This is a genomic window from Flavobacterium sp. ZB4R12, from assembly GCF_048276375.1.
Classification (GTDB): Bacteria; Bacteroidota; Bacteroidia; order Flavobacteriales; family Flavobacteriaceae; genus Flavobacterium; species Flavobacterium gawalongense.
This window is the reverse complement of the sequence record NZ_JBLNKS010000001.1, coordinates 303,889-327,332: the sequence shown is the minus strand read 5'-3', so window position 1 is coordinate 327,332 and position 23,444 is coordinate 303,889. Positions and strand designations below refer to the sequence as shown.

20 protein-coding genes and 1 pseudogene are annotated in these 23,444 nt (G+C 33.9%); 10 read left to right on the top strand and 11 right to left on the bottom strand.

What is annotated here, in order from left to right; all coding sequences use genetic code 11:
• Positions 1-121 precede the first annotated feature (121 nt).
• A complete protein-coding gene (metE, locus tag ACNO7W_RS01340) occupies positions 122-2,446 on the top strand; it encodes a 5-methyltetrahydropteroyltriglutamate--homocysteine S-methyltransferase (protein ID WP_417936718.1) in 2,325 nt (774 codons plus the stop codon).
• A gap of 235 nt (positions 2,447-2,681) precedes the next feature.
• Here the strand turns inward: metE and ACNO7W_RS01335 are convergent, their stop codons facing one another.
• The 6 genes from ACNO7W_RS01335 to ACNO7W_RS01310 form a co-directional block, all read right to left on the bottom strand.
• Positions 2,682-2,825, bottom strand: coding sequence for a hypothetical protein (locus ACNO7W_RS01335; protein WP_417936717.1), 144 nt, complete (start codon positions 2,823-2,825; stop codon positions 2,682-2,684).
• Positions 2,826-2,909: 84 nt separating this feature from the next.
• Positions 2,910-3,377, bottom strand: a complete 468-nt coding sequence (locus tag ACNO7W_RS01330; RefSeq protein ID WP_417936716.1) for a type 1 glutamine amidotransferase — start codon at positions 3,375-3,377, stop codon at positions 2,910-2,912.
• Between the two features lie 51 nt (positions 3,378-3,428).
• The gene (locus ACNO7W_RS01325) at positions 3,429-3,923 is read right to left on the bottom strand and encodes an RDD family protein (protein ID WP_417936715.1); all 495 of its coding nucleotides are present in this window, start codon (positions 3,921-3,923) and stop codon (positions 3,429-3,431) included.
• 327 nt (positions 3,924-4,250) lie between these two features.
• Positions 4,251-6,662, bottom strand: a complete 2,412-nt coding sequence (locus ACNO7W_RS01320; protein WP_417936714.1) for a ribonucleoside-diphosphate reductase subunit alpha — start codon at positions 6,660-6,662, stop codon at positions 4,251-4,253.
• Between the two features lie 198 nt (positions 6,663-6,860).
• Positions 6,861-7,838 carry a ribonucleotide-diphosphate reductase subunit beta gene (locus ACNO7W_RS01315; RefSeq protein WP_143387535.1) on the bottom strand — a complete coding sequence of 326 codons (978 nt, stop codon included), beginning with the start codon at positions 7,836-7,838 and terminating at the stop codon, positions 6,861-6,863.
• A gap of 264 nt (positions 7,839-8,102) precedes the next feature.
• Entirely contained in the window at positions 8,103-8,669 is a 567-nt protein-coding gene (locus ACNO7W_RS01310; RefSeq protein WP_143387536.1) for a DUF3109 family protein, read from the bottom strand.
• Between the two features lie 270 nt (positions 8,670-8,939).
• Between ACNO7W_RS01310 and ACNO7W_RS01305 the strand changes: the two genes are divergently transcribed.
• The 4 genes from ACNO7W_RS01305 to ACNO7W_RS01290 all read left to right on the top strand — a co-directional run bounded on the left by ACNO7W_RS01305 (position 8,940) and on the right by ACNO7W_RS01290 (position 11,271).
• Positions 8,940-9,518 carry a MarC family protein gene (locus ACNO7W_RS01305; RefSeq protein ID WP_143387537.1) on the top strand — a complete coding sequence of 193 codons (579 nt, stop codon included), beginning with the start codon at positions 8,940-8,942 and terminating at the stop codon, positions 9,516-9,518.
• Between the two features lie 124 nt (positions 9,519-9,642).
• Entirely contained in the window at positions 9,643-9,846 is a 204-nt protein-coding gene (locus ACNO7W_RS01300) for a hypothetical protein (protein WP_143387538.1), read from the top strand.
• Position 9,847: 1 nt separating this feature from the next.
• Positions 9,848-10,453, top strand: a complete 606-nt coding sequence (locus ACNO7W_RS01295) for an FAD-dependent oxidoreductase (protein ID WP_417936732.1) — start codon at positions 9,848-9,850, stop codon at positions 10,451-10,453.
• Positions 10,454-10,521: 68 nt separating this feature from the next.
• Positions 10,522-11,271 (top strand): lysophospholipid acyltransferase family protein, encoded by a 750-nt coding sequence (locus ACNO7W_RS01290; RefSeq protein ID WP_417936713.1) that lies wholly within the window; start codon positions 10,522-10,524, stop codon positions 11,269-11,271.
• A 36-nt stretch (positions 11,272-11,307) separates the two neighbouring features.
• Here the strand turns inward: ACNO7W_RS01290 and ACNO7W_RS01285 are convergent, their stop codons facing one another.
• The 3 genes from ACNO7W_RS01285 to ACNO7W_RS01275 form a co-directional block, all read right to left on the bottom strand.
• Entirely contained in the window at positions 11,308-12,879 is a 1,572-nt protein-coding gene (locus ACNO7W_RS01285) for a S41 family peptidase (protein WP_417936712.1), read from the bottom strand.
• A 209-nt stretch (positions 12,880-13,088) separates the two neighbouring features.
• Positions 13,089-13,520, bottom strand: coding sequence for a deoxycytidylate deaminase (locus tag ACNO7W_RS01280; RefSeq protein WP_143387541.1), 432 nt, complete (start codon positions 13,518-13,520; stop codon positions 13,089-13,091).
• Between the two features lie 4 nt (positions 13,521-13,524).
• Entirely contained in the window at positions 13,525-14,118 is a 594-nt protein-coding gene (locus ACNO7W_RS01275; protein ID WP_417936711.1) for a HupE/UreJ family protein, read from the bottom strand.
• Between the two features lie 186 nt (positions 14,119-14,304).
• Between ACNO7W_RS01275 and ACNO7W_RS01270 the strand changes: the two genes are divergently transcribed.
• Entirely contained in the window at positions 14,305-14,736 is a 432-nt protein-coding gene (locus ACNO7W_RS01270; protein WP_143387543.1) for a TerB family tellurite resistance protein, read from the top strand.
• A gap of 50 nt (positions 14,737-14,786) precedes the next feature.
• Here the strand turns inward: ACNO7W_RS01270 and fbp are convergent, their stop codons facing one another.
• Positions 14,787-15,806 carry a class 1 fructose-bisphosphatase gene (fbp, locus tag ACNO7W_RS01265; RefSeq protein WP_143387544.1) on the bottom strand — a complete coding sequence of 340 codons (1,020 nt, stop codon included), beginning with the start codon at positions 15,804-15,806 and terminating at the stop codon, positions 14,787-14,789.
• A gap of 256 nt (positions 15,807-16,062) precedes the next feature.
• Here fbp and ACNO7W_RS01260 point away from each other — a divergent pair, with 256 nt between their 5' ends.
• The 4 genes and pseudogenes from ACNO7W_RS01260 (at position 16,063) to ACNO7W_RS01245 (ending at position 22,586) form a co-directional block, all read left to right on the top strand.
• Positions 16,063-16,542, top strand: coding sequence for a GNAT family N-acetyltransferase (locus ACNO7W_RS01260; protein WP_417936710.1), 480 nt, complete (start codon positions 16,063-16,065; stop codon positions 16,540-16,542).
• A gap of 28 nt (positions 16,543-16,570) precedes the next feature.
• Positions 16,571-17,827, top strand: coding sequence for an aspartate kinase (locus tag ACNO7W_RS01255; RefSeq protein ID WP_143387546.1), 1,257 nt, complete (start codon positions 16,571-16,573; stop codon positions 17,825-17,827).
• 84 nt (positions 17,828-17,911) lie between these two features.
• Positions 17,912-21,341: pseudogene (locus ACNO7W_RS01250) on the top strand (hypothetical protein).
• Positions 21,342-21,515: 174 nt separating this feature from the next.
• Positions 21,516-22,586, top strand: a complete 1,071-nt coding sequence (locus ACNO7W_RS01245) for a glycosyltransferase (RefSeq protein WP_143387548.1) — start codon at positions 21,516-21,518, stop codon at positions 22,584-22,586.
• A gap of 146 nt (positions 22,587-22,732) precedes the next feature.
• Here the strand turns inward: ACNO7W_RS01245 and phoU are convergent, their stop codons facing one another.
• A complete protein-coding gene (gene phoU, locus ACNO7W_RS01240; RefSeq protein WP_417936709.1) occupies positions 22,733-23,410 on the bottom strand; it encodes a phosphate signaling complex protein PhoU in 678 nt (225 codons plus the stop codon).
• Positions 23,411-23,444 lie beyond the last annotated feature (34 nt).

Below are 23,444 nucleotides of genomic sequence, written 5' to 3'. Positions count from 1 at the left end.
TTCATTCAGAACTAAAACCTATCATATACCTATATAATACTTTTATTCACTGAAATAATAGACTAAGTTAAGTTTAAATATCCAATACAATAACTTTGCCTAGTAAAAAACACTGTATATAATGAAAACAAACAATCTAGGTTATCCAAGAATTGGTAGCAACAGAGAATTAAAAAAAGCCTGTGAATCGTATTGGGCAGGAAAAATTTCCGTAGAAGAACTTTTAACTGCAGGCGCAACTATCCGCAAGCAAAACTGGCAGTTACAAGCCGAAGCCGGAATCGATTTAATCCCTTCAAACGACTTTTCGTTTTACGATCAAGTACTCGATTTATCGCTTACTTTGGGAGTTATTCCCAAACGTTATCAAGGATTAGCCAAAACAAACTCCACTATCGATTTGTATTTTGCAATGGCCAGAGGTTCGCAAAAAGACGGACAAGATGTGGTTGCCATGGAAATGACAAAATGGTTTGACACCAATTACCATTACATCGTACCGGAATTTACCAAAGATCAAGAATTCAAATTATTCTCCGAAAAAATAATCGACGAATTCAAAGAAGCCAATGATTTAGGGATTGCAACTAAACCGGTACTTATAGGACCCGTTACTTATTTGCTTCTTGGAAAGGAAAAGGAAGAAGGTTTCCACAGAATAGACCTTATCGACAAATTGCTTCCGGTGTATTTTGAAATTTTGCAAAAACTGGAGGATCAAAAAGTAGAATGGATTCAATTTGACGAACCGTTTTTAGCCTTGAATTTAACCGATAAAGAAAGAAATGCAATCACTTATGTATATAATGAAATCAATAAACGTTTCCCAAAAATCAAACTAATTCTTGCTAATTATTTTGATTGCTTTGGAGAGAATCTTGATACTGTTCTTGCTTTACCCGTTCATACTTTGCATTTAGATTTGGTTCGTTGTCATTCCCAATTGGATGATATTCTGGAATCAGGGCAATTGTCCAGTAATGTAAACCTATCACTTGGTGTTGTAGATGGAAGAAATATTTGGAAAAATGATTTCAAAAAATCTTTAGCCCTTATTAAGAAAGCGACAAATGCACTCGGCGAAAACAGAATCCTGATTGCGCCATCGTGTTCCCTTATTCACTCGCCATGTGATTTGGAATTAGAAACTAACAACGCAACACTAACTCCTGAAATCAAGCAATGGTTGGCTTTCGCCAAACAAAAAACAGAAGAAATAGTGCTGCTTAAATATTTTGCCTCAAATGTAATAGACATCAGTAATTCTATCCGTTTTGAAGAAAATACGATTGCCAATGAAAACCGAAAAACATCAAAATTAATCCATGATGATGCTGTAAAAAATCGTGTTGCCAGCATTACAACCGGCGATGATCAAAGACAAAATCCATTTTCCATTCGTAGAAAAAAACAAATAGACGTATTAAATCTTCCTTTATTTCCTACTACAACTATTGGTTCTTTCCCGCAAACTACCGAAGTGCGCAGCTGGAGAGCGAAGTTCAAAAAAGGAGAATTAAATCAACAACAATATGATGATTTGCTCCAAAAAGAAACCGAAGAAACGATTCGCTTTCAAGAAGAAACAGGAATTGATGTATTGGTTCACGGAGAATTTGAACGCAACGACATGGTCGAATATTTTGGAGAACAATTAGACGGATTTACGTTTACCAAAAACGGTTGGGTACAAAGTTATGGTAGCCGTTGTGTAAAACCTCCCGTTATTTATGGTGATGTTTCCCGTCCAAATCCGATGACTGTGAAATGGGCTGAATTTGCACAATCGCTTACGCCAAAATGGGTAAAAGGAATGCTTACCGGTCCCGTTACTATTTTGCAATGGTCCTTTGTCCGTAACGACCAACCGCGTTCCGAAACCTGTACACAAATTGCACTGGCAATTAGAGATGAAGTGGTTGACTTAGAAAATGCGGGAATTAAGATTATCCAAATTGATGAACCTGCCATTCGAGAAGGATTGCCTTTACGAAAAGAAGAATGGGCAACCTATTTGGATTGGGCTGTAAAAGCGTTTAGAATTTCGGCAAGTGGCGTAAAAGATGACACTCAGATTCATACCCACATGTGTTATAGCGAATTCAATGACATCATTCAAAATATTGCTGACATGGATGCCGATGTAATCACCATAGAATGTTCGCGTTCGCAAATGGAATTACTGGATGCTTTTGCCGATTTCAATTATCCAAACGAAATAGGACCTGGCGTGTATGACATTCACTCGCCTCGTGTACCTTCCAGTTCCGAAATGGTGAAATTATTAGAAAAAGCTTCGGCAGTTATTCCTGTAGACCAACTTTGGGTAAATCCGGATTGTGGTTTAAAAACCCGTCATTGGGACGAGACCAAAAAGGCTTTGATTGAAATGGTAGCCGCAGCTCAAGAGATGAGAATTGCCGTAGAAAACATTGCAACTGTTTAATTACCTGAATTCGATTATTATTTTGTTCCGTAGGAACTTTATATTGGTAGTAAAAATTGCAACCCGATGATTTTTGTTCCGTTAGGAACTATACATTAATCTGCAGGTATAATCCCTACTGGATAATTTTAATTAAAAATCAATTAGTTAATTATCGAATTCAGTTTAATAGTTAAAATAAAAAGCCTAGTAGATTTTAGATTTACTAGGTTTTGTTTTAAAGGGTAATTTAGATTTATTTAAACAAATTATCCAAAAGCGCAAACATCAATTGATTATTTTCTTGAATAAATGCTGTGTTATTGACGATCTCATCATAGGCCTGAACATAGCTGTTTTCGATTAATTCTGATTGTCCGTGCAACGCCATTGCTGCCATAGTCTCATCAGTTACTTCAAGATGAAACTGAAGTCCCAGAACATTGTCTTGGTATAAAAAAGCTTGATTTTTACATGCTGTAGATTACATTAATTGAATCGCATTTTCAGGAATAGTAAAGGTTTCGCCATGCCAATGGAATACTGGAAATGACTTTGGAAAATCTTTAAGTATTTCGGTATTTGTATCCAAAACTGCAACAGGAAACCAACCAATTTCTTTTTGATTATTTGGATAAACACTTCCTCCCAAAACACTCGAAATAAGTTGTGATCCCAAGCAAATTCCTATTGCCTTTTTATGCTGTTCAATTGCCGATTTGATGAATTCCTTTTCTGTTTTTAGCCAAGAAAACTCCGCTTCATCGTGGATACTCATTGGCCCGCCCATTATAATTAATGCGTCAATGGAATCTAAATCAGGAAATGTGGGATTGTCGTAAAGTTTGGTATAAGTCAATGAATGACCATTGTCCAGAATCCAATTTTCAATACAACCCAAACCTTCAAAAGACACGTGTTGCAAGCAATGGATATTTAATTTTTTTGGCATAATTTATTCTGTGATATTCCGTACAAAACTACTGAATCATTCGCTTTAGAGTTACAATTCACCTCCAATTTCTTCAAAAAATAATTTTCTTTTTTCGACAAACTCATGTTTACTAACAACATAAGTACTTGAAATAGTATCATGCCAACCTCTTGGATTACTTCCTAAAAAAGTAAAAGGATCAATTGGAATTAATCGGCAAAAGGTTCTCGCAAAAACAGTTCTATTATCGGGTTTTGAGCCGTCATTCAGTACCACCATTGTTTTTGTAAAATATTTGGCAAAGGTTCTGGAAAAATAAATTTCTGAAAAGCTGTAGTATAAAATCAGAATGATAACTCCAAACAAGATTTGTTCAATAATCCCCAAAGATTCAACACTTTCCGATAAGCCCGGACTATTAGTGATATCAGCAATTAGGATTAATGTGGTCCCAATACTGATTTCAATAACATAAATGATTACTAAATCGATAATAAAATTCAGGAAGCGCTGTCCTTTGGAAGCTAATAAATCATCTGTAACTGTAAAGTTTTTATTTTCCATAGTAGTTAGTATAAAAAACGATTACTTATAATGATAACTATCTCAAATATAGTGAATTATTTACAAATTTAAACTGTTAGCTCTTGGTATTTTAGCCCCGATTGCAGTGAAAATCCTTTTTTATCGTTTCTTTTACGAGAAAAAAGATTACTTCACTATACTTTTATTTTCATAGGAGTTCAGTGAATTTCATTTGCAACGAAAAGCGAGAAATAGCTCCAAAAAAAAAGCAGTCATCATTACAATAACTGCTATTTGTATTAAAACCTTTTTGTTGACATCAACAATAGGATTTGATTATGAGATTGCTTCGTTCCTCGCAATGACTTATGACCCACACATTTCACAATCGTCCGGCCCTGCATTTTTTGCCAGTTCAATCATTGCTTTATATTCCTCGGAAGTCATTTCTACCGCTTCAACTTCTATTGCAACAGCTTGCGTTTTGACTACTTCAATTGGTTCTGCTTTTTTATCATTGTTCAATGTAAATTTAATCGCATCCACCGCGGCTTTTGTTCTCAAATAATACATTCCGGTTTTCAATCCCGATTGCCAAGCGTAGAAATGCATCGATGTCAATTTAGAATAATTGGCATTTTGCATGAATAAGTTCAATGATTGAGATTGATCGACAAAATAACCACGTTGACGTGACATATCAATAATGTCTTTCATTGACATTTCCCAAACGGTTTTGTACAATTCTTTCAAGTCTTGCGGAATATTTAGGTCTTGAACCGAACCGTTATTACGCATTAATTCTTGTTTCAATGTTTCGTTCCACAAACCACGCTCCACTAAATCGTGTAATAAGTGTTTGTTTACCACAATAAATTCTCCCGAAAGCACTCTTCTGGTGTAAATATTAGAAGTGTATGGCTCGAATGCTTCGTTGTTACCCAAAATTTGAGAAGTCGAAGCAGTTGGCATTGGCGCTACTAATAATGAGTTTCTCACCCCGTGTTCCATCACTTCTTTTCTCAAAGAAGCCCAATCCCAACGTCCTGATAATTCTTCATCTTTCATTCCCCATAAATTGAACTGAAATTCTCCTTCAGACATTGGTGAACCTTTGAAAGTAGAATAAGGACCTTCTTCTTTAGCCATTTCCATTGAAGCGGTAACGGCTGCAAAATATAAAGTTTCGAAAATTTCTTGGTTCAGTTTTTTAGCTTCGTCGCTCGTAAATGGCAAACGCAACATAATGAAAGCATCGGCTAATCCCTGCACTCCAAGACCAACTGGTCTGTGACGCATATTCGAGTTTTCGGCCTCTTTTACCGGATAATAATTTCTGTCTATAACTTTATTCAAGTTTCTGGTTACGCGTTTGGTAACGGTGAATAACAAGTCATGATTGAATTTTTTGTTTTCCACAAACATTGGCAACGAAAGTGAAGCCAGGTTACAAACCGCAATTTCATCTGTAGATGTATATTCCATAATCTCCGTACACAAATTCGAAGAACGAATTGTACCTAGATTTTTTTGGTTTGATTTTCTGTTGGCTGCATCTTTATACAACATGTAAGGCGTTCCAGTTTCGATTTGCGATTCCAGGATTTTCTCCCACAATTCATGCGCTTTGATGGTTTTTCTACCTTTTCCTCGTTTCTCGTAATCAATGTACATCGCTTCAAATTCTTCGCCATACACATCATACAATCCCGGACATTCATTAGGACACATTAAGGTCCAATAGCTGTCTTCCTGCACTCTTTTCATGAACAAATCCGAAGTCCACATCGCGAAGAATAAATCTCTTGCACGCATTTCTTCTTTTCCGGTATTCTTTTTCAAGTCCAGGAATTCAAAGATATCCGCATGCCAAGTTTCGATATAAATAGCAAAACTTCCTTTACGTTTTCCTCCACCTTGATCTACATAACGCGCCGTATCATTGAAAACACGCAACATTGGAACAATTCCGTTTGAAGTTCCGTTTGTTCCACGAATGTAAGAACCAGTTGCTCTCACATTGTGAATAGAAAGTCCAATTCCACCTGCTGATTGGGAGATTTTTGCCGTTTGTTTCAACGTATCATAAATCCCGTCAATACTATCGTCTTGCATCGCCAAAAGGAAACAAGAAGACATTTGAGGTTTTGGAGTTCCAGCGTTAAATAATGTTGGCGTTGCATGCGTAAAGAATTTTTTCGACATTAAGTCGTACGTTTCTATTACCGATTTCAAATCGTCTAAGTGAATTCCAACAGACACACGCATTAACATGTGTTGCGGACGTTCCACGATTTTACCGTTTATTTTTAGCAAATACGATCTTTCCAAGGTTTTAAAACCAAAATAATCGTAGTTAAAATCTCTATTATATATAATATGTGAGTCTAGAAACTCTGCATTATCCATAATTACTTTATGTACTTCCTCAGAAAGTAACGGAGCATATTGACCGTTTCTCGGGTTTACATAATTGAACATATCATTCATCGTTTCCGAGAATGATTTTTTTGTATTCGAATGTAAATTTGAGATTGCAATACGAGCTGCTAATTGAGCATAATCAGGATGCGCAATAGTCATTGACGCAGCAGTTTCGGCAGCAAGATTATCCAACTCAGATGTTGAAACACCATCGTAAAGTCCTTCAATTACTCGCATTGCCACTTTCACAGCATCAACCAAATCATTCAAACCATAACATAGTTTTTTAATTCTATCTGTGATTTTGTCGAACATTACCGGCTCTTTATGGCCATCTCTTTTAACTACATACATACGCTTAATTGTTTAAAAAAACAGAAAATCCCTTTCCCATTTTTGAGTATTTGTTTTATTTTTTTGGGAAGCTAATCCCGCTGTCATTCCAATCTTTCTAGTCCTGAACTTGTTTCAGGATCCTGAAACAAGTTCAGGACTAGAAAGGATATTCCCTTCCATCGGGGCTAAAATACCCGTTGATGCGATAACTACTTTCTAAAAATCAGCGTCAAAACTAATTTTCTGAGCATCTTCATCAGTATTCATTACTCCTGACTTTTGATATTCGGCAACTTTCTTTTCAAAGAAATTTGTTTTCCCTTGAAGCGAAATCATATCCATAAAATCAAAAGGATTTGAAGTGTTGTATTCTCTGTCGCAACCTAATTCTACTAATAATCTATCAGCAACAAATTCTAAATATTGTGTCATTAACACCGCATTCATTCCTATTAAACTCACAGGAAGAGACTCAGTGATAAATTCTCTTTCTATATTTAAAGCATCTACAATAATACTTCTGATTCTTTCTTTTGGCACTTTATTAACCAAATGGTGGTTGTGTAAGTGCACCGCAAAATCACAATGAACACCTTCATCACGAGAAATTAATTCGTTAGAAAATGTCAATCCCGGCATTAATCCACGTTTTTTCAACCAATAAATAGAACAAAATGCTCCCGAAAAGAAGATTCCTTCCACAGCTGCAAAAGCTATCAATCTTTCAGCAAACGAATCCGATTCGATCCATTTCAAAGCCCAGTCCGCTTTTTTCTTAATCGCCGGAAAAACCTCTAAAGCATTGAATAATTCATCTTTCTCCGCTTCATCTTTTACATAGGTATCAATCAATAACGAATACGTTTCACTGTGAATGTTTTCCATCATGATTTGAAAACCATAAAAGAATTTCGCTTCAGCATATTGCACTTCGTTCACAAAATTTTCAGCAAGATTCTCGTTTACAATTCCGTCAGAAGCAGCAAAAAAAGCAAGAATATGTTTTACAAAATAACGCTCCTCATCAGAAAGTTTATTATTCCAGTCGTTTAAATCTTGCGACAAATCGATTTCTTCAGCAGTCCAGAAACTGGCTTCCATTTTCTTGTACCATTCCCAAATATCATGGTGTTTGATAGGAAAAATTACGAAACGATTTTTATTTTCTTGTAAAATTGGTTCAACTTGCGCCATTATAATTGTTTATTTTTTTGAGATTTTAACGAAATTTTATGCATTCCGTGGATTACAAAGATTGTGAAATATTGCCGAAATTAAAAGCCAAACTTATTCACAATCGGACCTAGTTTTTAACAAATGGAAAAAATCAGGACACTTTTCATACAAACCATAAAAAACTGTATATCAGTAATTTAAAATTTAAAAAAGAGCGTAAAGCACCGTAAAATATAGGATTTTAAAAACAGGAAACAAGAAAAATTTAATTTTTTTTTGGATTTATTTTTTCATGTCCAGAGCCACTTTTTCAAGCTCTGCATACCAGTCTTCTCCAAACTTTCTAATCAATGCTTCTTTAACAAATTTGTAAACAGGAACTTCAAGTTCCTGACCTAAAGAACAGGCCGCATCACAAATATCCCACTTGTCATAATTGACAGCGGCAAACTCTGTAAAATCTTTCACACGGATAGGATATAAATGACAAGAAACTGGTTTTTTCCAATCAATTATTCCTTGATTGTACGCTTGTTCGATACCGCAAAGTGCTGTTTTACCGTCAAAAATCACATAAGCACAATCTTTATTGTCAATCAGTGGTGTTTCAAGATCACCATCAGTTCCTTTTACCCAAGTTCCTTGCGCTTCAATAGCCGCAATTCCTTGTTTACGAAGAAACGGTTTTACCTTAGGATAAATTTCTTCTAATATCTTCGTTTCCTCAACGCTCAACGGAGCTCCTGCGTCACCATCTACACAACAAGCCCCTTTACAGGCTGATAAATTGCAAACAAAATCTTTTTCGAGTATGTCTTCTGAAACGATGGTTTTTCCTAATTGAAACATTATTTTGGGGTACTGTGATTATAAAGCGCAAAGGTAGTCAAAGTAAATTGTATATTTTTAGATAAAAACCAACTTTAACTTTCTTTGCAAACCAACTTATCAATTGACTTTTTAAAGTCATTAACAAACTAATAGTAAGCCGTATACAATCTAAAATATCAAAAAAGCAATCAAATAGTAATCCATAAAAAAAGGCTCAAACGTATTGTAATAAAATTCGATTTTAATCAAAAATCTATCGAAAAGTTTAACTTTGCAAACAAAAAAATTATGTTTGAAATCGATTTTAGAGAAATAATTACGGTTGGAATGGTACTTTTTGCCGTAATTGACATCGTGGGAACCATTCCTATTATTGTTGATTTAAGATCAAAACACGGACATATAGAATCTGAAAAGGCATCAATAGTAGCCGGTATAATTATGATTGTTTTTCTTTTTGTGGGAGAAGAATTATTGAATTTAATTGGGATTGATGTGAATTCTTTTGCCGTTGCAGGTTCGTTTGTATTATTCTTTTTAGCATTAGAAATGATTTTAGGAATTCGTATTTATCGTGACGAAGAAGCAAGTTCCGCCTCAATAGTCCCTCTTGCTTTTCCTTTAATTGCCGGAGCAGGAACTATGACAACTTTACTATCCTTGCGTTCCCAATTTCATACTGTAAATATAGTACTTGCGATAATTTTGAATATTATTCTGGTATATATTGTTTTGAAATCATCCTCCAAAATCGAAAAAATATTAGGAGAAAATGGTCTTGGAGTCATTCGCAAGACTTTTGGAGTGGTACTTCTTGCAATTGCTGTTAAATTATTCGCCGCTAATGTTAAAGGTTTGTTTGTCTAAAATAAATTTTCATAAATTTACCCCATAACGTAATAAATGTAAAATAATTTGATTTTATTTGGACTTAAATTTCCAAAAGAAATATTCCTAACCATCTATTTTATATTAAAAACAAAAACATATCATGAAAATCTTTACTAACATATTAGTGTTTTTAGCCTTAGCTTTAATCATATTTAATGTTACTTTGCTTGATTTCAGAAATCCATTTCAAGGAGACAGTGTTGTTGCTTTTATTGGAATTGCAGCTTCTTTTTGCGCTGTTTTGATTCTTCTAATTTTTAGAATGTCTAAAAAAATTGAAGAAAACTCGAATGACAAACTTTAACATGTTTGACACTCTGATTTTTGGCGGTGGTGTTTCCGGAATGTCTTGCGCCCTTGTTTTGGGTTCAGCAAAAAACAAATCCTTTGCCACTGATAAAAAAATTGGCATTTTTACTCATCAAAAGACATCTGCTCTTCAGGAAGCATTGTTTAATAATGCTTACGGAATAGCAGCAGGCAAATTAGGTTCCGAATTATTGACTGAAAGCGTCCAACATCTTTCCCAAACCTATGCTCACATTACACAAATTCCGGATGAAAAAGTGCTGAAAATTAAAGGGGAATTCCCTGAATTTATGGTTACGACAAATAGGAAAACCTATAAAACTAAAATCATCGTCATAGGCATTGGATCCGCAAATACTTTTGCAATAGATGGATTAATACAATACGTAGAACCGCATCAAAAATCGCTACCTGAAAAACAACGAATCCAATTAAAAAATAGTGACCACAAAGTTGCCGATGGGATTTATGTCATAGGAACTTTAGCAGGCTGGAGAAGCCAACTGGCCATTGCTGCCGGAAGTGGTGCTGCCGTTGCTACCGACATTCTTACTTTATGGAATGGTGGCGTACAAACGCATTGTCACGATAGTATAAGATAAATAGAATTTCATTCTGAAAAATCTCTAGAAAAATAATGGTAGGTTTACACTTTCATTAAATTATTTTTATGTTATCACTATTATTGAGCTTCACAAGACTCATCATTTTTATAGTATTTGTTTCCTTTTTCTCGATTATTTTCTATTTCATGAGTTTCTTTTGGAGTGAAGAAACTAATTCCAACAAAGCGCTCGTATTGCGCGATTTTTTAATAAGAGTATCTAATATCATTTTAGGGATACGCACAATTGTCTATGGCGAAAAACCCATTGTACAGGGGCTAATTGTAGCCAATCATCGGTCATATTTTGACCCAATCGTTATTGTAAATCTAATCCATGCCTTTCCTGTAGGAAAGAAAGAGGTTGCATCATGGCCACTTATTGGATACATCTGTAAAATATCGGGTGTGTTATTTGTAGACAGAAAGTGCTCAAAAAGCAGACAAGAAACTGCTGAAAAAATTCGAGAAGTTCTTAGCAAAGGATATTCTATCATTAATTTTCCTGAAGGAACAACACATGATTTACCAACGACTGTCGATTTCAATTACGGTTCATTTGTCATGGCCACTAAGATAAAATCAGCAGTTATTCCTATAGCGATCGATTATAAAGAAAAAACGGATGCCTTCATCGGAAACGACACTTTTATTCCGCATTTTTTAAAATGTTTTGGAAAACTTACCACCGAGATTAAAATAACTTTTTTTTTGCCTATTTATTCTGAAGATGCAACCTATTTATTAAATACTTCTAAAAACATGATAGACAAAGAACTCATTCGCTATAGGAAAGATTGGGACAGTGAAAATTAGATTCTGTCCTTTAAAACAGTTACTCTTTTATTCATTTTAATTCTTGAAAACCGCTTTAATCATCGCATCTTCTTTCAGAACAATTTCATAATAATATTTTTCCCCATATACCTGTCGGGCAAATTCTGCGGCAAGGTATCGTTTTACTAATGACTTGCTTTTTCCGAATTTCAAATCCAATCCGTTTTGGAAAATATACTTTTGAAAAGAATTAAAATACAAATCCGTTCCATCCATTTTAGTCATGAATTGTTGAAAAGACAATCCTTTAAAAACATTTCTATTTTTGTCTAATTCTTCGAATACAAAATGGCCTACGATTCCCGATTGCATTAAATAAGCGGTACTTTCATTTCCATGCTCTACTTCAAGTGGCACAAAAACATCAGGAACAATTCCGCCGCCGCCATAAACAATTTTACCTTTTTTGGTTTTAAATTTTAAACTGTCGGAAACCTTTATACTATCCTTTTCAAACAATTCCCCGTTTTCAAAACGAGTATTCGATTCTTTAAAGTACGCTTCATTTCCTTTAGAATATGGTTTTTGAATGGAGCGGCCGGTTGGCGTGTAATATCTGGCAATTGTCAATCGAACGGCTGAACCATCATCAAAATCCATTTCGCGTTGCACCAATCCTTTTCCAAAAGAACGTCGTCCTACGATCGTTCCCCTGTCATTATCTTGTATCGCTCCCGCAAGGATCTCGCTTGCTGACGCACTATTTTCATTAATTAACACAAACACATTTCCGCTTTCGAAACTTCCTCTTTCCGTTGCAAAAGTTTTATCTACATTCCCTTTTTTGTTTTTAGTAAAAACAATTAATTGACTGTCTTTCAATAATTCATCAGCAATTGCGATAGCTTCCTCCATATAACCGCCGCCATTATCGCGAAGGTCAATAATTAATGATTGTGCCCCTTGTTTTTTCAAAGTCGCCAATCCCTTTTTAAACTCGCCATAAGTGGTTTCGGCAAATCGATTTATTTTTATATAACCGGTATTATTTTTCAAAAGCATGGACACATCTACACTTTTTAAAGGAATAACATCTCGCTTTACTGTTAATTTAATTTTTTTACGCTCTGATTTTCTATAAATTGTAAGCTCAATTTCGGAGCCCACTGTACCTTTTAGTTTGGAAAACAGACTGTCATTCGGTAATTTTCGTCCAAACAATTTGGTTTTATCGGCATACAAAATCCTATCACCCGCTTTTATTCCTGCTTTTGCCGAAGGGCCATTTTCGACAGGTTTTATTATGGCAACTGAATCCTTATACATATAGAAATTTACGCCTATACCCACAAAATCTCCCCTCATACTTTCAACAACTTCGGTTTGCTCACTCGGAGGAACATATACAGAATGCGGATCTAATTTGGCCAGAATATTGTCAACAGTAAGATTTACAATAGAATCCGTATTCACATCATCTACATATTCGTTATCAATAAAATCAATGAGCTCATTCAGCTTATTTTTCGAACTATTTTTAGTGAAAAAATGATTTTGATTTGGAGTATTTAATACCCCCCCAAGAACAATTCCTATAGCAAGAGCTACACTAATAAGTATAGGCAAGTATTTATTATCGATTTTCATTTTATTCTTCTAATATTAACAACAAAAAATAAAATTTAAACCCTATGAGGAATATAAGATCATCTAAGTTGAATTGTCAATGATTGGTATTATCTGTCCTTATATTTCTTATATGGTTAACCAAGTTTAATATGCTTTTACGAAATTAGACCTTTAAAAAAATATAAGTTTAAAAAAGCTTTAAACTATAGAACATAGCCAATTTCATTTTATTCTTCTAATACCGGAATATGCTCTACTTCAACTCCCGCTTTTATCAAAAACTGAATTCCGGAATCATCGCGGTACCCATTGTGATATACCACTCTTTTTATCCCAGATTGATGGATTAATTTACTACATTCTTTGCAAGGCGAAAGCGTAATGTATAACGTCGCACCCTCACAAGATTGCGTGGATCGTGCTACTTTTAGGATTGCATTGGCTTCTGCGTGCAATACATCCCAACGCGTTAAACCTTCCTCGTCTTCACAACAATTTTCAAATCCCGATGGTGTTCCGTTATACCCATCAGAAATTATCATTCTATCTCTTACTATGATGGCCCCCACTTGCTTTCTTTTACAATAAGACAAAAGTCCCCATTCAGTTGCAATTCTAAGATACGCTTTATCGTATTTATTTAATTTTTTTGTATTCATTTTTTTATCTAATCCAGATTTCACTTTCAATAATCATTGGCAAAACTACTCCTATTATAAATGCTGACATCACCAAAGTCCAATCCCGTTTTGAAAACCTAAAAACAGTTTGAACAATGTAAGATAAAACCAACACAACGAAAACCACAACAATTTGAGCAGCTTCTATACCTAATGCAAATTCTCCCAAAGGCAATAATTTAGAAGTTGCGCTTCCTCCCAAAATTGACTTAAAATAGTTTGAAAAACCCAAACCATGAATAATCCCAAAGAAAAGTGTAATAAAGAATACCAAATTTATACTTTCTTTTTTACCTGATTTTCCAGCTGTAAAAAGATTGAACAGCGCCGTTATTAATATCGTTATCGGAATTAACAACTCAACCACATTTACTTTAATGGCAATTATGTCAAAAACGGAAAGCAATAAAGCCATTGTATGTCCTATTGTAAAAAGGGTTACCAGCAGCACTATTCGTTTCCAATCCTTGAAAGAGAAAGGAACGGCTAATGCTATTAAAAACAAAACGTGGTCATACGCATGAATATCCAAAACGTGTTTTAATCCTATTTGAAAGTAAATCCAAAATTCTGACATAGGTAATTTATTAAATTGATATTGGGGCTGTAAACTTACGATTAATTTTGAAAACGATTGATTTGAAAATATAAATCATTACTTAAAAAATGATTTAAAAACGCCCTAATTCACGAACAAAATTTAAAATAAAAAATTAATAATTTAAAAATAGACTTATCTTTGTAAGATAAAAAATTAATAATTATGTCATTTTCAGATTTATTTGATAGCGAATTCAAACAAAGAAATAAAGGTCATTTTTCAGCCATAGTTCGTGTAGCACTTGCCGACGAGAAGTTTGTTCCGGAAGAAAAAATGTTTTTGGACAAACTGGCCGTTAAACTAGAAATTTCTCAAGCAGAATATGTAGAAATTTTAGAAAACCCATTAAAATACCCTATCAATCCTCCGTATTTACATGAGCAAAGATTGGAGCGTTTGTATGATTTAGCCAGAATGGTTCATGTTGATCATCAGTTAGGAGACAAACAAGAGTTATTATTAAGAAAAATTGGTTTAGCATTAGGTTTTACTCCTGAAAACGTAAATTATATCGTAGCCAAAGCGTTATCATTGGTAGATAAAAAAGTAGACTTAGATACTTTCATTTTCGAAATGCAAAACATGCATAAATAAAAATCATAAAAAAGCTTCCGCCGTGGCGGAAGCTTTTTTTATACTTACTTTTAGTACTTGCTTAATTTAGCTTTGTGCATAAAATCTTCCGCTTTCTCTACCATATTATAGCTTCCACAGAAAAAAGGAACACGTTGATGTAATTCCGTAGGCACAATTTCCATTATACTTGCAAAACCATCAGATGCTTTACCTCCTGCCTGTTCTACAATAAACGCCATAGGATTGCATTCATATAACAAACGTAATTTTCCTTTTGGAGCTTTGGAACTTGTCGGATAAATATAAATTCCGCCTTTTATCATATTTCTATGAATGTCAGAAACCAAACTTCCTATATACCGTGAGGTATAAGGTCTATCCCCTTCTTCTAGCTGACAATATTTAATATAATCTTTTACACCTTGCGGAAAATGAACATAATTTCCTTCATTAATGGAATAAATATTTCCATCTTTGGAAAACTGCATGTTTGGATGTGATAAATAAAAGGTTCCAATTGCCGGATTTAATGTAAATCCATTTACGCCATGACCTGTAGTATAAACCAGCATTGTTGACGTACCATAAATCACATAACCTGCTGCAACTTGATTGATTCCAGGCTGTAAAAAATCTTCGATTGTAACCGGAGTACCAATTGGAGTAACGCGTCTGTACACTGAAAATATTGTTCCTACCGAAACATTTACATCAATATTTGACGAGCCATCAAGAGGATCCATCAAAACTACATATTTATTGTTGTGGCTTTTATCACTTCCTTCCACTGTAATAAAGTCATCATTTTCTTCGGAAGCGATTCCACATACAATTTCACGATTGATTAAAGTTTGAATAAAAATATCATTGGCATATACATCCAGTTTTTGCTGGTCTTCCCCTTGTATATTTTGTTCCCCGGCGGCACCAATTATATCTACCAGTCCAGCTTTGTTTACTTTGTAATTGACCACTTTTGCAGCCAGCCGAATTGAATTGATAATCCGGGATAATTCGCCTGATGAATATTGAAAAGCATTTTGGTTTTCGATGATAAATTCACCTAGTGTTGTGTTGCGTTCTTCCATTACGAAATCGTTGTAGTTAATTTGAAGTCACAAATATCGGATTTTTTGTGAAAATGAATTGAATAATATTTACTTAGTTTGGCAGTATTGTATATTTGCTTATAAAATAGTTGAATAATGAATGTAAAATGCTTTATTTTGAGCAATTCAACATTTAAAATAAGAATTTATGAAATGAGCATTACGGGAGTTTGATGCAAACACCAATAAAGATATGCGAATTCCATATTCAAAAAAAAATAAACACAAACTACGTATGAATATCAGAAAAGGAAATCCCGAAGACATGCAAGCAGTTCTAGTACTTATACAAGAATTAGCAGACTTTGAAAAAGAGCCTGACGCCGTTCTTGTAACGGTAGCTGATTTAGTGCGTGATGGTTTTGGCCCAACTCCTTTATTCCATGTTTTTGTTGCCGAAGTGGAATCGGAAATTGTGGGTATTGCTTTGTATTATTATCGTTATTCTACTTGGAAAGGAAAAATAATTCATTTAGAAGATTTAGTGGTAAAAGACAAGATGAGAGGTACCGGATTGGGCTATGCTTTGTATTCTGAAATCATCAAACAAGGCAAGAAAGACAATGTTCGAAGAATTGACTGGCATGTTCTTGACTGGAACACTCCTGCTATAGAATTTTATGAAAAATCAGGAGCAAAAGTGTTAAAAGATTGGTATGTGGCACAAATGGACGAAGCAGGAATTAACTATTTTGTAGATAATAGATTGAAATAGAATTACAAATTTTTTTGTTTAAAAAAGTATGAGAGTATTCAAATTTGGTGGTGCTTCTGTAAAAGATGCAGCAGGAATAAAAAACGTATATGACGTTTTACAAAAAGTAGGTTATGAGGATGTATTATTGGTCGTTTCTGCAATGGGGAAAACCACGAATGCTCTTGAAATAGTAATAAAAAACTATTTCGATAAGTCGCCTGAATTAAATTCATCTGTTCAGGAAGTAAAAAAATACCACAATCAGATTCTGATGGATTTGTTTGAAGAAGAGAAAAACGAGGTTTTTACTGCTGTAAATGCTCAATTTTCTGACTTAGAATATTTTTTGGCTCATAATAAATCTCCAAATTATAATTTCGTTTACGATCAAATCGTTAGTTATGGCGAATTAATTTCTACCACTATCCTGAGCCATTTTATGAGCTTTATGGGAATAAAAACACAGTGGCTAGATGTGCGAAATTTTATAAAAACCGATGCAAATTACAGAGATGCAGAAGTGGATTGGGAATTGACACAAAAGAATATTGCCAAAAACGTAAAAAGAAAAATATTAAATATTACTCAAGGTTTCTTGGGTTCTGACGAAAATAACTTTACTACTACTTTAGGTCGTGAAGGTTCAGATTATACTGCTGCAATTTTTGCCTATTGCCTGAATGCGGAAAGTGTAACCATCTGGAAAGATGTTCCTGGAGTTATGAATGCTGACCCCAGGTATTTTGAAAATGCAAGTTTGCTAAACCAAATTTCGTACCGTGAAGCGATTGAATTGGCCTTTTACGGCGCAACAGTTATTCACCCGAAAACCTTACAACCTTTACAAAAAAAGGAAATTCCTTTGTTTGTAAAATCCTTTATAAATCCATTATTACCAGGAACCCGCGTTGCCAAAGGTGCCGATTTAGAGCCTTATTTACCTTGTTTTATTGTCAAAAGAAACCAACTTTTAATTTCGCTTTCGTCAATAGATTTTTCCTTTATTATGGAAGAACACATCAGCGAAATTTTTGCTTTGTTTCACCAATTCAAAATAAAAGTGAATCTAATTCAAAATTCAGCCATTAGTTTTTCAGTATGCGTGGAAGATAAATTTGAAAATTTTAAAGCTTTGAACGCCATTCTGTCCAAAAAGTTTAAAGTTGATTTTGATGAAAATGTTACTTTATACACCATTAGACATTTCAACGATAAAGCGGCACAAACTGTCGAAGAAAACAAAGTTGTTTTATTAAAACAAGTCAGCCGCGAAACGATGCAAATTATAACGAAAGAAAGTTAGAAATTCTTTTCTATCTAAAGTTTCGACTTGTACTTATTGTTTTACAGAATACACTACTTTTGATGCATAGACGTTATACTATCTATGTTGAAAAAAGTAGTGTTTTTGGTTCTAATGATGTGTTTTTCCGGACTACAAGCCCAGGAAACTAATTCGTTATACAAAACCAAAAAAATCCCAGCTACCCGCGATACTATTCATCTTGAAAATAAAAGTCTCAATTCCAATTACTTCAAAGTGCTTGACGCCAATGAAAAATCTATTGATTCTGTTTTTTATAAAATAGATTTCCAAAAAGCACTCTTAATTTTCAATGAAAATTTCGCTCCATATTCAGATCCATAACGGTTCATTATCTCAAACTTCCTGAAATTCTAACCAAAGAATATCGCATTTACGATTCGAGCCGAGTAGTAAGTAACGAAGCCACTTCAGGAAAATTATATAAAATCGAAACAAATCCCAGCAAAAAGAACATCCCTTTTGACGGATTAAACACTTCCGGAAGTATCATGCGTGGAGTAACTATTGGCAACAATCAAAATACGGTTTTAAATTCGAATCTGGATTTACAAATAACCGGAAAATTATCCGAAAAAGTAAGTCTGAGGGCTTCATTACAAGACAGCAATATTCCGTTACAAGATGGCGGCTATTCCCAAAAACTAGATCAGTTTGACAATATTTTCATGGAACTTTTTAGTGATAAATGGAACATTAGAGCCGGTGATATCTTTCTTGAAAACAAAAAAACGCAATTTCTTAATTTCAATAAAAAAGTACAGGGACTTGCCACTAATTTCGATTTTGGAACCGAAGACAGTAAAACCACTATTTTTGCATCGGTAGCTTTAGTGAAAGGACAATATGCCAAAAGTAATTTTGTGGGTCAGGAAGGCAATCAGGGACCGTATAAATTAAAAGGTCAAAATGGTGAATTATATGTTCTCGTTATTTCAGGTTCAGAACGGGTTTATGTAAACGGCATTTTATTGAAACGAGGAGAAAATAATGATTATACCATTGATTATAATGCCGGAGAAATAGTATTTACGCCACTTTTCACTATTACTTCCGAAATGCGAATCGCTATAGAATACCAATATTCGGATAGGAATTACTCTCGATTTGCAACCTATGCCGGAGCTTCGCACGAAAACGAGAAATGGAGTTTTGGCAGTTATTTATACTCCGAAAGTGATTTAAAAACCCAACCTTTACAACAAAATCTTTCTCAAGAACAAGCCCAGATTTTAGTGAATGCCGGTGACAATCCGGATTTGATGACGGCGCCTTCCGCTTATGCAGATGCGTATTCGGATAATAAAGTATTGTACCAAAAAACAACAATTAATTCTATTGAAGTTTTCGAATATTCGAACAATCCCGAAGACGAACTCTTCAATGTTCGATTTACTTTTGTGGGGGCAAATAAGGGAAATTATATCTTGAAAAACTCATCAGCCAATGGTCGAATTTATGAATACATCCAACCAATTAATGCTATTCCGCAAGGAAATTATGAGCCTATAATACAATTAGTTTCTCCAACGAAAATTCAAGTGGCAACATTTTTAGGAAAATATAAACCAACAGAAAAAACAGTCTTTGGTTATGAAATAGGAATCAGTAACAATGATAAAAATCTTTTCTCCTCAACAGATGATTCTGATAACCGTGGCTTAGCAGCCAAAATAAATGCAAAGCAACGCTTATTTTCAAAAAAAATGGAATGTTGACGCTTTTGCCAGTTATCAATTTATCCAAAAAAATTTCAAATCTGTAGAACGTCTTTACAGCATTGAATTTGACCGAGATTGGAATTTAGGAATTACTGCCATCGGAAATCAAAGTTTGTTAGTTTCAGGATTGCATTTCGAATTAAATCCAAAAGAAAATCCCCAGAACAAAGGACTGCTAAACTATCAATTTGAAAAACTGGATTTCTCAGAAAGTTTTTCTGGTAACAGACATAGTATTGACGGGGAATTTCACCTGAAAAATTGGACAATTCAAAACCATGGAAGTTTCTTAAAAAGCGATGGAATCGAATCGTCTTCTAAATTTTATAGAAATCAAACCCAAACCCGTTTTCATTTTAGTAAGAACTGGGTTGGCACTGGCCTACGATTGGAAAATAATCAGGAAAAAATTAAAGCTACAAATCAATTTTCGGCTTTAAGCCAAAGATTTACTGAACATGGTTTTTTTGCGGGACGAGGCGACAGCACCAAAGTTTTTGTAGAATTGGGGTATTTGAGACGAAAAAATGACAGCTTGCAAAATGGATTGATACAATGCGTAAATGCATCCCAAACTTATTTTTTAAAATCGAAATTGATTCAAACAAAAAAAAGTGATTTAACAGCTTCTATGAATTATAGAGTCCTTGATTTTCCTGATGTAACAAAGAAAAAGGAGCCTTCATTAAATTCCAGAATAGTTTATTCTGACCGTTTTTTCAATCAATTGATTCAAAAAAGTACAACAGTTTATGAAACCAATTCAGGAAGTATTCCACAGCAGGAATTCACCTATCTTGAAGTTCCGGCAGGACAAGGAGTTTATACCTGGAATGATTACAATGCTAATGAAATTCAGGAAATACAAGAGTTTGAAGTTGCACCATTTATTGACCAAGCTAAATACATTCGGATATTTTTACCGAATCGAATTTATATAAAAACACATCAAAATAAGTTCTCCCAATCCGTAACTATAAATCCAAATCAATGGCAAAATGAACTTGGAATAAAAAAACTGCTTTCTTATTTCTATAACCAAACTTCATTTATAATTGATCGAAAAATAAAAAGTGAAGGCGATAATTTCGAATTAAATCCTTTTAAATCCAATAAGGAAAATGTGTTGGGATTGAATTCCAGCTTCAGAAATAGTTTGTTTTATAACCGAGGAAAACAAAACCATTCCATTACGTATTCCTATTTGCAAAACAAAAAACTTGCTATCCATAGGATCTCAAGAAGCCGCAAACGATTCCCATCAATTACAATATGCTCATTTATGCAAGAAAAGTTGGCTGTTTGGCTTTTTTGCCAAAACAATACAGACGACCATAAAATCCGAAAATTATCCTGAAAAAAACTACGCTATTGATGGCTATTTATTGGCTCCAAAAATCAGTTACCTTTTTTCAAAAAATACCAGTTGGGATTTATTCTATGAATTACAAAATAAGGAAAATCAAATTGGAAGCTTGGAAAGGCTACTTCAAAACCGATTAGGGACTTCCTTTTCTTACGCGGGTGATAAAAAAATAACCATCAATGGAGAGGTTTCCTTTTATCAGAATAAGTTCACGGGAAATGAATTCTCTTCCGTAGGATTTCAAATGCTCGAAGGATTACAAACAGACCAAAACTTGACTTGGAGATTACTGTTACAAAAAAATCTGACCCAATTTCTGGACATAAACTTAAATTATCAAGGCCGAAAAAGTAAATCCAGCCAAGCCATTCATACAGGAAATGTACAATTGAGAGCTTATTTTTAATTTACTATTTGATATTATTTTATGACGTATCGTTTTTTTAGAACTAGACAAAAAACAGAAATAGCAAAGTACATTTACCGGAATAAATTAATACTTTGGTAATGCCTTAGAAATATAAAAAACCACTTCATTGAGTAACTTTCAAATTTAAATAACGAACATATATATTGCCAAATGGATTTGAATGCTAACAACAAGACTATTTTGATTGCTCCATTGAATTGGGGTCTGGGACACGCTACCCGCTGCATCCCTATTATTAAGGCTTTACAAGAAAATGATTACATCCCAATAATCGCTTCAGATGGCATTGCACTGGAATTACTGCGAAAAGAATTTCCTTATTTACAAACACTGGAATTACCTTCATACGAAATAGAATATTCCAAAAATGGTAAAAATTTTAAATGGAAATTATTGAAGAATTGTCCAAAAATGATTGAAGCCGTTTGGAATGAAAAAAAATTAGTAAAGAAATGGATTAAAAAATATTCCATTGACGGTGTGATATCTGATAACAGGCTTGGGGTATTTAGCCAAAAAGTGCCTTCGGTATTTATGACACATCAATTGAATGTGATGACCGGGAATACAACCTGGATTACCAGTATGCTCCATCAGCATATTATAAAAAAATACAAAGAATGCTGGATTCCGGATTTAGAAGAAACCCCAAATTTGACCGGTAAATTAGGACATATAAAAAAGGCAGATTTTGAAACTAGATACATTGGGCCATTAAGCCGAATGCAAAAACGTGAGACTCCAAAACAATACGATTTGATGATTATTTTATCAGGACCTGAACCTCAACGAGGTTTGCTTGAAGATAAATTAAGGACTGAAATCTTAAAATATAATGGGAAGGTTGTTTTTATAAAAGGTATTATAGAAAAAGACCAGATAAAGGAGCAAATTAATAATGTCACGTATTATAACTTTATGAATACGCGCCAACTCGAACAAACTTTTAACGGAAGTGATAAAGTATTGTGCAGGTCCGGATATACCACCATTATGGACTTGGCAAAACTGAACAAGAAGGCTTTTTTCATTCCTACTCCCGGTCAATATGAACAGGAATATCTGGCAAAAAAATTAAAAAAAGAAGGATTGGTTCCTTATGCAGAGCAAAACGATTTTAGAATAGAAAACCTCGAAGAAATTGACTTATATAAAGGTCTGCCACGATTAGATACGGCATTAGACTGGAAAACATTGTTTCAGGTTTTTGAAAAGAATTAATGTTTTTTTAGAGATGTACTTTGAAAGATTACTGATTTATATCTCTTTTACAATCAAAAAACACACTAATTACCATACTTTCAAAGTATCTAATTAGTGTGTTTTTATATAAATCTACAAATTAATTGCAGATTGTCTACATCAAATTAATTATCTGATTTCTTATCACCAAATTTTTCGTGTTTGATAATTTTGGCATTAATCATAAAATAAACATATTCTGCAATATTCGTACAATGCTCAGAAATACGCTCTAAATGTTTTAAAACAATCACAAGATTTGTTCCAGAAACTACGGTCTTAGAATTTGACTTCATTTCATTGATGATATTATGTATTGCATCATCGGATTCATTTTTTATGGTATTGTTCAAAATAAAGATCTCACCAATGGAGTTTTCATTACGAGTTAAAAAACATTCATTCGTTTTTATGGTAATAACCTCAACTTGTCTGGCTATATCAGTAATATTAAACTTAACAATTAAGTCATGCTTATCTTTAATATTCTTAGCTTTTTTTATGATGCTTATCGCCAAATCACCAATTCTTTCTATCTCATTGCTAATTTGCATGGCTGACATAATAAAACGTAAATCAGAAGCGACAGGCTGTTGCAAAGCAAAAATACTTTGACAAATTTCATCAATCTTCACATCTAATTTATCAATCTTATTTTCTGTTTTTTTTACTTCTTTACCTTCAGCAACAGGTTCTGACAGCAAAGCGTTTACGGATCCACTCACTTGAATTTCTGCAAGCTTACCTATTTTTACAATTACATTTTTTAGTTTTTCTAATTCTATTTCAAAGTGTGATGCCATGTTTTTTTATTTAAAAATTTAAAAGATTAAAAAA

Coding starts and splice junctions, on each gene's coding strand:
- metE (WP_417936718.1), top strand. CDS start 122: ATGAAAACAAACAATCTAGGTTATCCAAGAATTGGTAGCAACAGAGAA.
- ACNO7W_RS01335 (WP_417936717.1), bottom strand. CDS start 2,825: ATGGCAGCAATGGCGTTGCACGGACAATCAGAATTAATCGAAAACAGC.
- ACNO7W_RS01330 (WP_417936716.1), bottom strand. CDS start 3,377: ATGCCAAAAAAATTAAATATCCATTGCTTGCAACACGTGTCTTTTGAA.
- ACNO7W_RS01325 (WP_417936715.1), bottom strand. CDS start 3,923: ATGGAAAATAAAAACTTTACAGTTACAGATGATTTATTAGCTTCCAAA.
- ACNO7W_RS01320 (WP_417936714.1), bottom strand. CDS start 6,662: ATGTATGTAGTTAAAAGAGATGGCCATAAAGAGCCGGTAATGTTCGAC.
- ACNO7W_RS01315 (WP_143387535.1), bottom strand. CDS start 7,838: ATGGCGCAAGTTGAACCAATTTTACAAGAAAATAAAAATCGTTTCGTA.
- ACNO7W_RS01310 (WP_143387536.1), bottom strand. CDS start 8,669: ATGTTTCAATTAGGAAAAACCATCGTTTCAGAAGACATACTCGAAAAA.
- ACNO7W_RS01305 (WP_143387537.1), top strand. CDS start 8,940: ATGTTTGAAATCGATTTTAGAGAAATAATTACGGTTGGAATGGTACTT.
- ACNO7W_RS01300 (WP_143387538.1), top strand. CDS start 9,643: ATGAAAATCTTTACTAACATATTAGTGTTTTTAGCCTTAGCTTTAATC.
- ACNO7W_RS01295 (WP_417936732.1), top strand. CDS start 9,848: ATGTTTGACACTCTGATTTTTGGCGGTGGTGTTTCCGGAATGTCTTGC.
- ACNO7W_RS01290 (WP_417936713.1), top strand. CDS start 10,522: ATGTTATCACTATTATTGAGCTTCACAAGACTCATCATTTTTATAGTA.
- ACNO7W_RS01285 (WP_417936712.1), bottom strand. CDS start 12,879: ATGAAAATCGATAATAAATACTTGCCTATACTTATTAGTGTAGCTCTT.
- ACNO7W_RS01280 (WP_143387541.1), bottom strand. CDS start 13,520: ATGAATACAAAAAAATTAAATAAATACGATAAAGCGTATCTTAGAATT.
- ACNO7W_RS01275 (WP_417936711.1), bottom strand. CDS start 14,118: ATGTCAGAATTTTGGATTTACTTTCAAATAGGATTAAAACACGTTTTG.
- ACNO7W_RS01270 (WP_143387543.1), top strand. CDS start 14,305: ATGTCATTTTCAGATTTATTTGATAGCGAATTCAAACAAAGAAATAAA.
- fbp (WP_143387544.1), bottom strand. CDS start 15,806: ATGGAAGAACGCAACACAACACTAGGTGAATTTATCATCGAAAACCAA.
- ACNO7W_RS01260 (WP_417936710.1), top strand. CDS start 16,063: ATGAATATCAGAAAAGGAAATCCCGAAGACATGCAAGCAGTTCTAGTA.
- ACNO7W_RS01255 (WP_143387546.1), top strand. CDS start 16,571: ATGAGAGTATTCAAATTTGGTGGTGCTTCTGTAAAAGATGCAGCAGGA.
- ACNO7W_RS01245 (WP_143387548.1), top strand. CDS start 21,516: ATGGATTTGAATGCTAACAACAAGACTATTTTGATTGCTCCATTGAAT.
- phoU (WP_417936709.1), bottom strand. CDS start 23,410: ATGGCATCACACTTTGAAATAGAATTAGAAAAACTAAAAAATGTAATT.